This is a genomic window from Streptomyces sp. NPDC056222 (genome assembly GCF_042264065.1).
In the GTDB taxonomy this organism is placed as follows: domain Bacteria; phylum Actinomycetota; class Actinomycetes; order Streptomycetales; family Streptomycetaceae; genus Streptomyces.
Map to the genome: position 1 here is coordinate 129,598 of NZ_JBHJTL010000008.1, position 13,447 is coordinate 143,044.

Consider the following 13,447-nt stretch of genomic DNA (forward strand, 5'->3'; position numbering starts at 1 on the left):
GCGTGGTTACATCCCGATATCCACCACCGCCCTATCCTCATCGTTGTCGACGACACAGGAGGAAGCGCGTGGAGCAGCTGCTGAGGGTCCAGAACTTCGTCGTCTCGCGTGACGGATTCGGAGCGGGTGAGGACCAGAGTCTCGAGAGACCGTTCGGTCACGCCGATCCCGGGACCATGTTCGCCTGGGCCGGTGCCACGGCGAGCTGGCCGAACCGTACCGATCCCGGGGGGACCCGCGGCCTCGACGACTACTTCACCCGGGACTTCGCACGCAACATCGGCGCCGAGATCATGGGCCGCAACAAGTTCGGACCCCAGCGTGGACCCTGGCAGGACCACGAGTGGCTCGGCTGGTGGGGTGACGAGCCCCCGTTCCACACCCCGGTCTTCGTGATGACGCACCACGAGCGTCCTTCGTTCACGCTCTCCGACACCACGTTCCACTTCGTCGACGGCTCCCCGGCGACGGTCCTCGCACAGGCGAAGGAAGCGGCGCGGGGCAAGGACGTCCGACTCGGCGGCGGGGCGACCACCATCCGCGAGTACCTGGACGCCGACCTCGTCGACACCCTGCACGTGGCCGTCTCACAGGTGGAGCTGGGCACCGGGGTACGGCTCTGGGACTCCCCCGACGAGCTGCTGGACCGGTTCCACCTCGACGTCGTGCCCAGCCCGAGCGGCGTGACGCACCACCTGTTCTGGCGGAAGTGAGCGGAAGGGACACCAGGTTCCGGCGCGCCCCGGCGCCACCGATGAGTTCCGGCATCTCGTGGCGTCTACCGTCGGCAGGCAGCCATCGTCGGACACCCCCATGGAGCGTCGCATGAGGAAGATCGTCTCCCAGCTGTTCATCTCGCTCGACGGAGTCGTCGAGGATCCCCACCTCTGGCACTTCCCCTACTTCAACGACGAGATGGGTGTCGCGGTCGACGCCGTCATCGGCCGCGCGGACACGCTCCTCCTGGGGCGTCGGACGTACGACAGTTTCGCCGGGGCGTGGCCCGAGCGTGAGGCGGCGGGCGGTGAGGACGCCCCCTTCGCCAAGGTCATCGGCGACGCCCGGAAGATCGTCGTCTCGCGCCGACCGCTCACCTTCACCTGGCGGAACTCCGAGCAGCAGCAGGGCGACCTCCTCGACGCGGTCAGGGCGCTGAAGAACGAGCCCGACGGCGGTCGTATCGCGATCAGCGGCTCGGTGTCCCTGGTGCGGCAGCTCATCCCCGCCGGACTGCTGGACGAGCTGAACCTGCTGGTGCACCCGATCGCCGTACGCAAGGGGATGCGGCTGTTCGACGAGGCCGAGTCGCCGACGCCGCTGAGGCTGCTCTCCTCCGAGACCTTCGCGACGGGCGTCCTCAACCTGATGTACGGCCCCGCCGGCGTGGTCGGCGAGGCCGGCTACGACGAGGCAAAGGGGCACCTGCCCCGCACCGACACCTAGACGGCGCGACGGGAAGGTCCGCCGATCGTGTCCACCTGGTGAACAGGCGGGTGGCGGATCTTGTCGCCCCATCCGGAAAACCGCAGGTCACAGCGGCGCCTTCGGAGCGTCAGGTGGCGCAATACTGCGGCAACACCATCCGGGCCACCGCGCCGGTACGTTCCCAGACATGTCAGCCGAACCCACCCCCGCCTCCCTCCCGGTCGCCGCCGCGCGTCGTCGGCGGCTGCGCGCGGACCGGGCCCGGCAGCTCGCCGACCTGCTGCGGCACCAGATCCTGACCGGCGGCTTCCCCGGCGGCGTCCTCCCCCTGGAGGACGCCATCGCCGCCGACTACCGAGCCAGTCGCAACACCGTCCGGCAGGCCCTGGACCTGCTGCGCGGCGAGCAGCTCGTCGAGCGGCAGCCGGGGGTCGGCACCGTCGTGGTGTGCGAGAAGTACCCCCACGGCCTGGACCGCCTCCAGGGCCTCGCGGAGACCCTGCACGAGCACGGCCGGGTCACCAACGAGGTACGTACGGTCGGACCGGTCACCGCGTCCGGACCGGTGGCCCACCGGCTCGGCCTGCCCGAGCACACCGACGTGCTCTGCATCGAGCGGCTGCGCCGCCTGAACGGGCTGCCGCTCTCCCTCGACCTGTCCTATCTGCCCATGGACTTCGGCGGTGAACTCCTCGGCTGCGACCTGGAGAACACGGACGTGTTCCGGCTCCTCGAAACACTGACCGGCGGCCCGCTGGGGCACGCCGAGATCACCCTCGAAGCGGTCAACGCCGACGCGCACTCCGCCGCCGTCCTCCAGGCTCCGCGCGGCGCCGCCGTACTGATGCTGGAACGGCTGACCTGTCTGCCCGACGGACGGCCGGTGGACCTGGAGTTCATCCGGTTCCGCGGCGACCGCATCACCATGAGCGGCGTACTGCGCCGCTCCCTCTGAGCCCCGCCCCACCTCCTCCCCCTTCCGCCCCTTCCCGGAGACAGCCATGCCTCTCGTGCCGCAGCGCGCCGACGTGCCCGTGACCATCGACGAGTCCAAGTGCATCGACGGCTGCACCCTCTGCGTCGACATGTGTCCCCTCGACTCGCTCGCGATCCGCGAGGACAACGGCAAGGCGTACATGCACGTGGACGAGTGCTGGTACTGCGGCCCGTGCGCGGCCCGCTGCCCCACCGACGCGGTCACCGTCAACATGCCCTATCTGCTCCGGTGAAAGGCCCGACTCCCATGCCCGGCAAGAAGATGCCCCCGCGTCGCCCCCTCGCCCCGCTTCTCTCCCTCGCCCTGCTGGTCCCGCTGGCCACCGCCTGCGGAGGTGCCGCGGGCGCCGACGACGCGGCCGGCGCACGAACGGTCACGGTGACCGTCGGCTACCAGTCCAAGACCATCAACACCGTGACGGCCGGCACCCTGCTGCGCTCCCTCGGCTACTTCGAGGAGGAGCTCGCCGCCCGCGGGAAGAAGGACGGCGTCACCTACAAGGTCGCGTGGCAGGACTACGCGACCGGTGCACCGATCACCGCCCAGATGACGGCAGGGAAGATCGACATCGGCTCCATGGGCGACTTCCCCCTGCTCATCAACGCGGCGCGCGGCAAGCAGCTCAAGCAGCCCACCCGACTGGTCGCCGTCACCGGCTACAACCTGCGCGGCGGACTCAACACCGTGGTCACCGCCCCCGGTTCGAGTGTGCGGTCGCTGGCCGATCTGCGCGGCAAGAAGGTGTCCACCAGCGTCGGCTCGGCCGCCGACGGCACCCTCGTCCGGGCCCTCCAGCGCGCCGGCCTCGACCCGGACAAGGACATCCGCAAGCTCAACCAGCAGCCCAGCGTCGGCGCGTCCGCGCTGTCCGCCGGCAGCGCCGACGCCCTCTCCCAGTTCGTCGCCTGGCCCGGACTGCTGGCCTTCGACGGCCGTGCCAAGGCGCTGTACGACGGTGCCGAGCTGAACCTGCCGACCTTCCACGGGGTCACCGTCCGGGAGAAGTTCGCCAAGGAGCGGGCCGGGATCCTCGACGACTTCCTCACGGCGCAGCGGCGGGCCACCGACCACCTCCGCACCCGGCCGGTCGCCGCGGCCGAGTCGGTCGCCGAGGAGACCGGCCTGCCCGCCGAGGTGGTCTACCTCTACAACGGCGCCAACGGCATCGCCACCTTCGACCCGGAGCTCCGCCCGGAGCTGATCGCCGCCCTGAAGGAGGACGTACCGCTGCTGAAGGCGGCCAAGCTGGTGGGTGACGTCGACGTGGACGCCTTCGTGGACCCGGCGCCGCTGAAGCGGGCCGCGCAGGCCCCCGCGTATCCGAAGGCGACCGCCGCGAAGCCCGAACTGTGGCTGAAGGGACGGAACACCACCCGTACCTTCACCAGCCCGAAGGAGTTGTTGAAGGCCACCAGGGGCGCCGATGTGCGCGCCGCGTACGTCCCGGACGCGGTGACGGGCACGCTGTGGTTCGCCGACAAGGCGGTGTGGGTCGTCGACGGCGCCGAGCTGCGTGCCTTCGTCACCCCGTCCGGCGCGAAGGCGTACGTCGCCGCGCACTCCGGATCCCGGATCGTCGACTACGCGGCCGCCGTCGGCCTGGCCTCATGAGCGCGGGCCGCTGGGTGCTCCGCGTGGTCTCGCTCGGAGCGGCCCTCGGGCTGTGGCAGCTGCTGACCTCCCTGGACGTCAATCTGTGGCTACGGTTCGAGCAGTTCCCCACGGTCGGCGAGGTGGCCTCCGCCTTCGCCGACCGGGTCGGCACCGGCCCGTACTGGCAGGACCTGGGGCACAGCGTGCGCCGGATCGTGGTCGGCTTCCTGCTGGCCGCGGTGCTCGGAGTGGCGGTCGGCACCGCCGTCGCCCGCTCCCGGTGGACAGCCGACCTGCTGGGCCCGCTCCTCGAGGTCGTACGGCCGGTGCCGGCCATCGCTCTCGTCCCGGTCGCGATCCTGCTGCTCCCCACCAACGAGCAGGGCATCGTCTTCATCACCTTCACCGCCGCCTTCTTTCCCGTCCTCGTGTCGACCCGGCACGCGGTGCGCGCCCTCGCCCCGGTGTGGGAGGAGGCCGTGCTCACCATGGGCGGCGGCCGACTGCGGGTGCTCTTCTCCGTGGTGCTGCCGGGTGCCCTGCCGGGCGTCTTCGGCGGCCTGTCCGTGGGCATCGGCGTCTCGTGGATCTGTGTGATCTCCGCGGAGATGATCTCGGGTGAGTACGGGGTGGGTTACCGCACCTGGCAGGAGTACACGGTCGTCGACTACCCGGGCGTCTTCGTCGGCATGGCCACCATCGGCGCTCTGGGCTGGCTCACCTCCACCGCGGTGGAGCTCCTGGGCCGTCGCGTCACCTCGTGGCTGCCCAGGCCCGCGGCGCGACCGGCGGTCCGCGGCCCCCTGACGGGGCTCCGCCGCCGACCGTCGTCCCCCACCTCCCTCGTACCCGCCCCCGCCTCTGCCCCTGCCTCCGCCCCGGAGAAGGAGTCGGTCTCATGAGCAGCGCGCCCACGCGCCTCGCACCCGCGCCGACCGGCGCGGAACTCGCCCTGGACGACGTACGGCTCGGTCACGCGGACGGTGCGACGGTGCTCACCGCCGCCGGGCTGCGGATCGCGCCGGGAGAACTGCTGGCTGTGGTCGGCCCGTCCGGCTGCGGGAAGTCGACACTGCTGCGCACGCTCGCCGGGCTGCTTCCCGCGCTCGACGGTCGGGTGACCCAGGACGGGGAGCCGATCGGCGGGCCCGCCGCCGACCGGGCGCTGGTCTTCCAGCACGACGCCCTGCTGCCGTGGCGGACCGTCCGCGCGAACGTGGAACTGCCGTTGGCGATACGCCGGGTCCCTCGTGCCGAACGGCGGCGGTCCGCCGCCGAGTGGCTGGACCGGGTCGGCCTCGCCGAGCACGCCCACAAGCTGCCGCACCAGTTGTCCGGCGGCCAGCGTCAGCGCGTGCAGCTGGCCCGCGCCCTTGCCGGCCGGCCGCGCGCGGTGCTGATGGACGAACCCTTCGGCGCGCTCGACGCCCACACCCGCGCCGAGATGCAGGACCTCCTCGTGGACATCCTGCGCGGCACCGGCGCGACCGTCGTCTTCGTCACCCACGACGTGGACGAGGCCCTCCATCTCGGGGACCGCGTCGCGCTTCTTCCCTCCGGCCGGGTGCTCGACGTCCCGCACCCGCGGCAGCGCGACGCGCGCCGGGAGCCCGCCACCGCCGAACTGCGCCGGCGCATCCTCGCATCCCTCTGAAAGGCATCCCGTGGACACCCCACCGGCCCCGGCCGCCCCTCTGGCCATCCCCGCCCTCGCCGACGCGACCGAACTGTCCTGCGACGTCCTCGTCATCGGCGGCGGCACCGCCGGCACCATGGCCGCGCTGACGGCCGCCGGTCGCGGCGCGAACGTGCTCCTCCTGGAGAAGGCGCACGTCCGCCACTCCGGTGCTCTCGCCATGGGCATGGACGGGGTCAACAACGCCGTCGTACCGGGCCGGGCCGAACCGGACGACTACGTCGCCGAGATCACCCGCGCCAACGACGGCATCGTCGACCAGTCGACCGTCCGGCAGACCGCGACCCGCGGTTTCGCGATGGTCCAGCGACTGGAGTCGTACGGGGTGAAGTTCGAGAAGGACGAGCACGGCGAGTACGCGGTCCGCCAGGTGCACCGGTCCGGCTCGTACGTGCTGCCGATGCCGGAGGGCAAGGACGTCAAGAAGGTCCTCTACCGGCAGTTGCGGCGCCGGGAGATGCGGGAGCGGATCCGTATCGAGAACCGGGTCATGCCGGTGCGCGTGCTCACCCACCCCGACGACGGGCGGGCCGTCGGCGCGGCCGGATTCAACACCCGGACCGGCGAGTTCGTCATCGTCCGGGCCGGCGCGGTGATCCTCGCCACGGGCGCGTGCGGCCGGCTCGGCCTGCCCGCGTCCGGCTATCTGTACGGGACGTACGAGAACCCGACCAACGCCGGTGACGGCTACGCCATGGCGTACCACGCGGGCGCGGCCCTGACCGGCATCGAGTGCTTCCAGGTCAATCCGCTGATCAAGGACTACAACGGACCGGCCTGCGCCTACGTGGCGAACCCGTTCGGCGGGTACCAGGTGAACCGGCACGGCGAGCGGTTCGTGGAGTCGGACTACTGGTCGGGGCAGATGATGGCCGAGTTCGCGGCCGAACTCGCCTCGGACCGGGGCCCGGTGTACCTCAAGCTCAGCCATCTGCCCGAGGAGACCATCGGCGCCGTCGAGTCGATCCTGCACACGACGGAACGTCCCACCCGCGGCACCTTCCACGAGGGCCGCGGACACGACTACCGCACCCACGACATCGAGATGCACATCTCGGAGATCGGTCTGTGCGGCGGGCACTCCGCATCGGGGGTACGGGTGGACGCCCACGCCCGCACCACGGTGCCCCGGCTGTACGCGGCCGGAGACCTGGCCTGCGTACCGCACAACTACATGATCGGGGCCTTCGTCTACGGAGATTTGGCGGGTGAGGACGCGGCCCAGTACCGGGCGTACGAAGGCGAGTTGCCGCAGGACCAGCTGGCCGCGGCCCACGAACTCGCCTACCGGCCGCTGCTCAACCCCGAGGGGCCGCCGCAGCCGCAGGTGGAGTACAAACTGCGACGGTTCGTGAACGACTACGTGGCCCCGCCGAAGACCGGGGCGAAACTGTCCCTGGCGGTGGAGGCGTTCGACCGGATGTCGACGGAGATCACGGGCATGGGGGCGCGCACCGCGCACGAGTTGATGCGGTGCGCCGAGGTGTCCTTCATCCGTGACTGCGCGGAGATGGCGGCACGGGCCTCGCTGGCCCGCACCGAGTCCCGGTGGGGCCTGTACCACGAGCGCCTCGACCACCCGGAACAGGACGACGCGGGCTGGCTGCACCACCTCGACCTGCGCAAGTCGGCCTCCGGGGCCATGGAGTTCACGGCCCGGCCGGTCGAGCCCTATGTGGTCCCGGTCCCGGAGTTCAGGCCGGAGCAGGGGCCGGAGCGGTGGCTGGGCGAGGTGCAGCTGGTGCCCACGGCCACGGCCGGCCGCCGTGACGCGGCTCCGGCGGCGCGGCGGGACGTCGCCGGGACTGCGACCGGAGTCGGGGCCGTTCATCCGGCTCGGGCCGAGGATCCGGTCGCCGCCGACCTGGCTCCCGCCGCGGACACGACCGCCGGGCCGAGCCCCGCCCTTCTCCGGCTGCTCGCCCTCGCCGAGGAGTCACCCGATCTGGGCGCGCTCCGCCCCTACCTCACCGACGCCGATCCGGCCGTCCGCTCGGCCGCCGTCGCGGCGCTGGCGGAGACCGTTCCGGTCGGGGCCGGACCCGCGCTCGCCGAACGGCTGCGGGACACCGCGCCCCAGGTCCGGCACGCCGCCGCGGCCGCCCTGCGCGAGCTGGTCGAAGTGCTGCCAGCCGAAACCGAGTTGGGGGCCGGACTGCGTGCGGCGCTCGGTGTCACCGACCCGGCCGTCCGCTCCGCGGCGCTGGAGGTCCTGCGCGCCCTGCGCCTCGCCGACGCCGCGGTGTACGCCGACGCGCTCGGCGACACCGACATCGACGTCCGTATCCACGCGGTACGGGCTCTGGTCTCGGTGGACGCCGTGCCCGAGCTGGCGGTGGCTGCCGCCGACCCTGCCCGCGAGGTCCGGGTCGCCGTGGCCCGAGGTCTGGCGGCCGTACACGCCCCGGCGCCGGCGCCGCTGCGGCCCCTGCTCGACGACCCCGACCCCCTGGTCAAGGGCGCCGCCCTCGCCTCGCTGGCGACGACCGGCTGCCCGTCCGAGTACGCCGAGGCGGCCACGGAGGCGCTCGCCGAACCCGCCTGGCAGGTCCGGGCCGGTGCCGCGACGGCACTCCGGGCGGCACCGCCCGCTCAGGCCGTCCCCGCGCTGGCCAAGGCCCTTGCCGACTCGAACGCGGACGTCCGCAAGGCCGCCGTCCTCTCCCTCCGTCCCCACCGGGAGGACCCCGAGGCCCGTGCCGCGCTCGCCTCCGTCACCGCCGACCCCGACGCCGACGTCCGCGCCCATGCCGCCCGCGCGCTCGCCTGAACCGGGCGGGCCGGCGGCCGGTAACCGGCGCGCCCGCCCGAGGGGTTCGGGGTTCAGGGGTCGGGGCTCGGTCAGCGACGGGCCGTGGCGATGCTGAGGACGTTCGCGGCGACGACGGCTCCGATCGCCGCCCCGTCGAGCACACCCATGCCCTGCCCGAGCCCGATCCAGCCGACCACGGCCGCCAGGACGGGGTTGACGCTCATGAACAGCCCGAAGGCCGGGGCGGGTACATGGCGCAGGGTGAGAAGGTCCGCGAGGTACGGGACGGCCGAGGCGAGGACGCCGGCGGCGACGGCGTACGCGAGGGACGTGGCCGTCGGCGGATGGCGGAGGACGACGACGATCCCGACGGGCAGGAACATCAGGGCGGAGAGCAGCGCGGCGGCCGCGCTGCCCTGGGCGCCGGGGACGCGTCGGCCGACGGTGCGGTTGAGCAGGATGTACGACGCCCAGCAGACGGCGGCCAGCAGGCCGAGGCCCATACCGACGTAGTCGGTGGAGGGCTGCGGGCGCATGAGGGTGACGACGCCGGCCGTCGCAAGGAGCGCGCAACAGGCGTCCACCCGGCGGCGGGTGGCGGCCAGGGCGATGGCGAGCGGGCCGAGGAATTCCAGGGTCACGGCCAGCCCCAGGCCGACCCGGTCGATGGCGCTGTAGAGGGACAGGTTCATGGTGCCGAAGACGACCGCCAGCAGGATCACCGGCTGCCACTGCCGCCAGGTGAAGCTCCGCAGCTGTGGCCGTCCGACGGCCAGCAGGACGAGTGCGGCGACGTACTGACGGACGGCGACGACGCCGACGGGGCCGAGGACGGGGAAGGCGAGTGAGCCGGTCGCGGCGCCGATCTGGTTGGACAGGCCGCTTCCGAGCATGGCGGCCACGCCGGCGGGGGACGTTCGGCGGGTCGGGTGGGCGGGCGTCACCGGGGCGGTCAGGTCCGGTGCCGCTCCCGCTTCCGCTGATCCGTGAGCTGCGTGCATGAGGTGATCGTGCTCGGCGGAGGTCCTTGCGCAAAATGCATGACCGGCTCACATCCATACGCTTGAGTCATGGATATGGAGCTGCGGCAGCTGCGCTGTCTCGTCGCGATCGTCGACGAGGGGACCTTCACCGATGCCGCTCTCGCGCTCGGGGTCTCCCAGGCCGCCGCCTCCAGGACGCTGGCCTCCCTCGAACGAGCGCTGGGAGTACGGCTGTTGCGGCGGACGTCCCGTTCGGTCACCCCGACGGCCACCGGGCTGCGGGTGGTGGCGCACGCCCGGCGGGTGCTCGCCGAGGCGGACGCCCTGGTCCGGGAGGCCACCTCCGGTCACCAGGTCCTGCGGATCGGTTACGCCTGGTCGGCGCTCGGTCGCCACACCCCGACGTTCCAGCGGCGTTGGGCAGCCGCGCACCCCGCGACGGAACTCCGCCTGGTCCGCGTCAACACCTCCACCGCCGGACTCGCCGAAGGCTCCTGCGACCTGGCGGTGGTGCGCAGGCCGTTGGAGGACCGCCGTTTCGACTCGGCCATCGTGGGTCTGGAACGGCGCCTGTGCGCGATGGCGGCCGACGACCCCCTGGCCGGGCGCCGCTCGGTCCGGCTCGCCGACCTCAGCGGCCACACCCTGCTGATCGAGCGCCGGACCGGCACGACGACACCGGAGCTGTGGCCGCCGGACTCCCGTCCGGCGACGGAGGAGACGCACGACGTCGACGACTGGCTGACCGCGATCTCCACCGGTCGCCGCATCGGGATGACCGCGGAGTCCACCGCCAGTCAGTACGCCCGCCCGGGTGTCGTGTACCGCCCGGTGCGGGACGCCGAGCCGATCGCCGTCCGGCTCGCCTGGTGGCGGGACGATCCGCACCCCGCGACACAGGGCGTGATCGAACTGCTCACCGCCCTGTACCGCAAGGCGTAGAACGCGCCGGACGGGCCTGCACGGCGGGGCGTGGAACGCGCCACGGGCTCGTACCGCAGGGCGTGGAACGAGCGGGGACGGGCCGCCTGTAAGGAGGGGCGTGGAACGCGCCGGACGGGCCCGTCCGCAAGGCGTGGAGCGCGTCAGGCGGGTCGGGTCGCCGACAGGACGCCTATCTTGTCGATGCGGTGCTCAGGGTTGCCCTGGGCGTCGCGCCAGAAGTTGCCCGCCGCGTTGTCCTCGGGCGTCGCGCAGGTGGAGAGGGTGATCATGGCGCGCGTGGGCTTCTCGCCCGGCTCACCGGGGACCGCGGCCCGCTGCTCGGCGAGGGATGCGGCGGAGCGGAAGGACGTCGTCCGCGTCTCTGTGATCGTGTACTCGTAGACGGTGTCCCCGAAGGTGACGAGGACCTTGTCGCCCACGTCGACCGCGGGCAGGTCGTGCATGGGGCCTCCGGCGGAGAGCCGGTGCGCGGTCACGAGATAGTTCCCGATCTCGCCCGGTCCGACGCCTCCCCGCTTCCCGTACGGGCTGGCGGCCACGCCACGATCCTGTATCCGGGTACCGGCCGGGTCGTCGGTCGTCCCCTCGTACGGCACGACGGTCAGGTCCTGGACCCCGATCGACGGTATGGCCATGTCGGCGTTGCGCGACCGCTTGCTGGGGTCCGGCTCGGGTGCCTGCGACGAGGGAGTCGGAGTCACGGTCACCGTCGGCGAGGTGGGTACGGAGACCACGGATGTCGTACCGGCGGCGGGTCCGGACGTGACGGACGTACTGGCGGCACCACCGCCGCTCCCGGCTGCCGAACAGCCGACGAGCGCGGCGAGCACGGCGACGACGGTCACGGCTGTGGCGCGGCGGGTGCTTCGGGCTCTGTCCATGGCCTTCCGAAGGGTCGCTCGACCCGCTCGGCCAACGGCGTCGCGGCATCGACAAAGGTCGTGTCAGCTGCCAGAACGACACGAATCGAGCATGTATTCCCCTGACATTCCCCTGGCAGCTCGCGGTCCCGGTCGGCAGCCACCCGGGAACGCGGGCCCCGATGCCGGTCCGGATCCTGGACGGACAGGGGGACGGCGGTCCGCACCCAGCCGGCCTAAGCGAGCCGCGCGGCGCCGAACGAGACGTCGAAGCGGTCGCACCAGATGGTGACGCTGCCGAAGCCGGAGGGATCGACCCCCGCCGGAACGGCGTAGTTCTGGTCGCCCTTGTTGCCCTTGAGCTTGCCGAGGCTGACGTACTTCCCGTCGTCGAAGACGCGCCAGCCTGCCACGCCTTCCTTGACGGGCGCATCGGTCAGCCAGACACGCAGATCCGGACCGTTGCTGGTCTCCAGGCCCTCGAGACGCACGGTGTGGGTGCCGTCGGGCAGACGGATGAGCTTCACCGTGCCCGTGGTCTCGTGCTCATGGCTGATCAGGTTCCCCTGGGCGACGGTCCGCGGCCCTTCCGGCGCGGAGGATGACGGAGCCTGCGCCCCCGCATCGGGCGCCGTCGTCGGAAGCGCTTCCCGTACGGTCTCGTCCTGCCACAGCTTCCAGGGCTGGAACCAGTAGAGCCCGACGGCCGCCATCGCGATCGCGATGATCACCACACCCGCCACCAAAGGCCCTCGTCGTCGGCCTTCTCGGCCCATGGCCCGCTCCTTCCCCATCGTTCGTCTTTCGCCGCCCGTTCGACGGCGCCAGGAGCCCGAGGGGCCCCACCTGCACCGATGGCCGAAGTCCCAGGTCGCACAGACCATCGCAGGGGCCATCCGTCGCCGTCAGGCGATCGATGTGTCCCCGAGAGCGAGCAGCAGGCGCCTCAGCCTCCCCGCCAGCTCGTCGCACTCGTCCCGGTCGAAGATCTCCAGCATGCGCGCCTCGTTGAGGAGGTGGTCCTCCATGTAGGCACGGGTGATCTCGTGGCCACGTTCCGTGAGACGGATCTTCACCGAGCGGCGGTCCTCGGTGTCCCGGATCCGCTCGACGAGACCCTTGGCCTCCATGCGGTCGATGCGGTTGGTGATCGCTCCGGAGGTGACCATGGACGCCTTGCGGAAGGCTCCGGCGGTCAGTTCGTACGGAGGGCCCGACCGCTGCAGCGTGCTGAGGACGTCGAACTCCCCCAGTTCCAGGTTGCGTTCTGCCGCGAAGGTGCGGAACTCCTTCTCCAGCACCACACCGAGACGCTGGAGTCGGCCGAGCACCTCTACGGGCCAGAGTGCCTCGGTCAGGTCGGGGCGCTCCTCGACCCACTGCCCGATGATGCCGTCCACGGCGTCGGCGTCTGCTCCGCCGCGCTCAACGTCGCCCATGAAGTGCCCTCTCGGTGGCCCCCGCCTCGCACCAAGGATATCTCAACGTTGACTCACTTGACGTTGACCGAGCGTCAGTGATTTTATCTCAACGTTGAAATTATCGACGCTGAACAGATGGAGCCGGCCATGACCACGTCCCCCCTCGCCCTCGACCTCGCCGCCCAGGACCTCCTCTTCCGTGAGGCCCGCACCGCCAACACCTTCACCGACGAGCCGGTGACCGACGAGCAGGTCCAGGCGATCTACGACCTGGTGAAGTACGGCCCCACCGCCTTCAACCAGAGCCCGCTGCGCATCACCCTGGTCAGATCCGCGGAGGCCCGTGAGCGCCTGGTCAAGCACATGGCCGAGGGCAACCAGCGCAAGACCGCCGCCGCCCCGCTGGTCGCGATTCTCTCCGCCGACAACGAGTTCCACGAGGAGCTCCCGTCCCTGCTCCCGCACTTCCCGCAGGCCAAGGACATGTTCTTCGCCGAGCGCCCGGTCCGCGAGGGCTCCGCCCTGGTGAACTCGGCCCTCCAGGCCGCCTACTTCATCGTCGGCGTCCGCGCCGCCGGCCTCGCCGCCGGCCCGATGACCGGTCTCGACTTCGCCGGCGTCCAGAAGGAGTTCCTGGACGACGACCACACCCCGCTGATGGTCATCAACATCGGCAAGCCCGGCGAGGACGCCTGGTACCCGCGCTCCCCGCGCCTGGCCTTCGACGAGGTCGTCACCACCGTCTGACCCGTACGGGCCGCACCCGGTACGGGTG

14 protein-coding genes are annotated in these 13,447 nt (G+C 71.8%); 10 read left to right on the plus strand and 4 right to left on the minus strand.

Annotated elements, in window-relative coordinates:
• The first annotated feature begins 68 nt into the window (after window positions 1-68).
• The 8 genes from ACFC0D_RS06635 to ACFC0D_RS06670 all read left to right on the plus strand — a co-directional run bounded on the left by ACFC0D_RS06635 (window position 69) and on the right by ACFC0D_RS06670 (window position 8,481).
• Complete coding sequence (locus ACFC0D_RS06635) at window positions 69-713, plus strand: dihydrofolate reductase family protein (protein ID WP_376431734.1); 645 nt, start codon at window positions 69-71, stop codon at window positions 711-713.
• 112 nt (window positions 714-825) lie between these two features.
• On the plus strand, window positions 826-1,443 hold the full coding sequence (locus tag ACFC0D_RS06640) for a dihydrofolate reductase family protein (RefSeq protein ID WP_376431736.1): 618 nt from the start codon (window positions 826-828) through the stop codon (window positions 1,441-1,443).
• Window positions 1,444-1,612: 169 nt separating this feature from the next.
• Window positions 1,613-2,380: a GntR family transcriptional regulator gene (locus tag ACFC0D_RS06645; RefSeq protein ID WP_376431738.1), complete on the plus strand. Its 768-nt coding sequence runs from the start codon at window positions 1,613-1,615 to the stop codon at window positions 2,378-2,380.
• 46 nt (window positions 2,381-2,426) lie between these two features.
• Window positions 2,427-2,654, plus strand: a complete 228-nt coding sequence (locus ACFC0D_RS06650) for a ferredoxin family protein (RefSeq protein WP_329123551.1) — start codon at window positions 2,427-2,429, stop codon at window positions 2,652-2,654.
• 14 nt (window positions 2,655-2,668) lie between these two features.
• Window positions 2,669-4,033, plus strand: a complete 1,365-nt coding sequence (locus tag ACFC0D_RS06655; RefSeq protein ID WP_376431740.1) for an ABC transporter substrate-binding protein — start codon at window positions 2,669-2,671, stop codon at window positions 4,031-4,033.
• Window positions 4,030-4,917 carry an ABC transporter permease gene (locus ACFC0D_RS06660; RefSeq protein ID WP_376431742.1) on the plus strand — a complete coding sequence of 296 codons (888 nt, stop codon included), beginning with the start codon at window positions 4,030-4,032 and terminating at the stop codon, window positions 4,915-4,917. Before ACFC0D_RS06655 ends, ACFC0D_RS06660 begins: the two co-directional genes overlap by 4 nt.
• Window positions 4,914-5,669, plus strand: a complete 756-nt coding sequence (locus tag ACFC0D_RS06665; protein ID WP_376431744.1) for an ABC transporter ATP-binding protein — start codon at window positions 4,914-4,916, stop codon at window positions 5,667-5,669. Before ACFC0D_RS06660 ends, ACFC0D_RS06665 begins: the two co-directional genes overlap by 4 nt.
• 40 nt (window positions 5,670-5,709) lie before the next feature.
• Window positions 5,710-8,481, plus strand: coding sequence for a fumarate reductase/succinate dehydrogenase flavoprotein subunit (locus ACFC0D_RS06670; protein WP_376431772.1), 2,772 nt, complete (start codon window positions 5,710-5,712; stop codon window positions 8,479-8,481).
• Between the two features lie 71 nt (window positions 8,482-8,552).
• Here the strand turns inward: ACFC0D_RS06670 and ACFC0D_RS06675 are convergent, their stop codons facing one another.
• Entirely contained in the window at window positions 8,553-9,464 is a 912-nt protein-coding gene (locus ACFC0D_RS06675; protein WP_376431746.1) for a DMT family transporter, read from the minus strand.
• Window positions 9,465-9,533: 69 nt separating this feature from the next.
• Between ACFC0D_RS06675 and ACFC0D_RS06680 the strand changes: the two genes are divergently transcribed.
• Window positions 9,534-10,388 (plus strand): LysR family transcriptional regulator, encoded by an 855-nt coding sequence (locus ACFC0D_RS06680; protein WP_376431748.1) that lies wholly within the window; start codon window positions 9,534-9,536, stop codon window positions 10,386-10,388.
• Between the two features lie 143 nt (window positions 10,389-10,531).
• Here ACFC0D_RS06680 and ACFC0D_RS06685 read toward each other — a convergent pair whose 3' ends face one another.
• The 3 genes from ACFC0D_RS06685 to ACFC0D_RS06695 all read right to left on the minus strand — a co-directional run bounded on the left by ACFC0D_RS06685 (window position 10,532) and on the right by ACFC0D_RS06695 (window position 12,690).
• Window positions 10,532-11,272, minus strand: a complete 741-nt coding sequence (locus ACFC0D_RS06685; protein WP_376431750.1) for a class E sortase — start codon at window positions 11,270-11,272, stop codon at window positions 10,532-10,534.
• Window positions 11,273-11,487: 215 nt separating this feature from the next.
• Complete coding sequence (locus ACFC0D_RS06690) at window positions 11,488-12,027, minus strand: DM13 domain-containing protein (RefSeq protein ID WP_376431752.1); 540 nt, start codon at window positions 12,025-12,027, stop codon at window positions 11,488-11,490.
• A gap of 129 nt (window positions 12,028-12,156) precedes the next feature.
• Window positions 12,157-12,690 carry a MarR family winged helix-turn-helix transcriptional regulator gene (locus tag ACFC0D_RS06695; protein WP_376431754.1) on the minus strand — a complete coding sequence of 178 codons (534 nt, stop codon included), beginning with the start codon at window positions 12,688-12,690 and terminating at the stop codon, window positions 12,157-12,159.
• 129 nt (window positions 12,691-12,819) lie between these two features.
• On the opposite strand from ACFC0D_RS06695, the gene ACFC0D_RS06700 reads away from it, so the two are divergent.
• Window positions 12,820-13,419, plus strand: coding sequence for a malonic semialdehyde reductase (locus tag ACFC0D_RS06700; protein ID WP_376431756.1), 600 nt, complete (start codon window positions 12,820-12,822; stop codon window positions 13,417-13,419).
• Window positions 13,420-13,447: the final 28 nt, after the last annotated feature.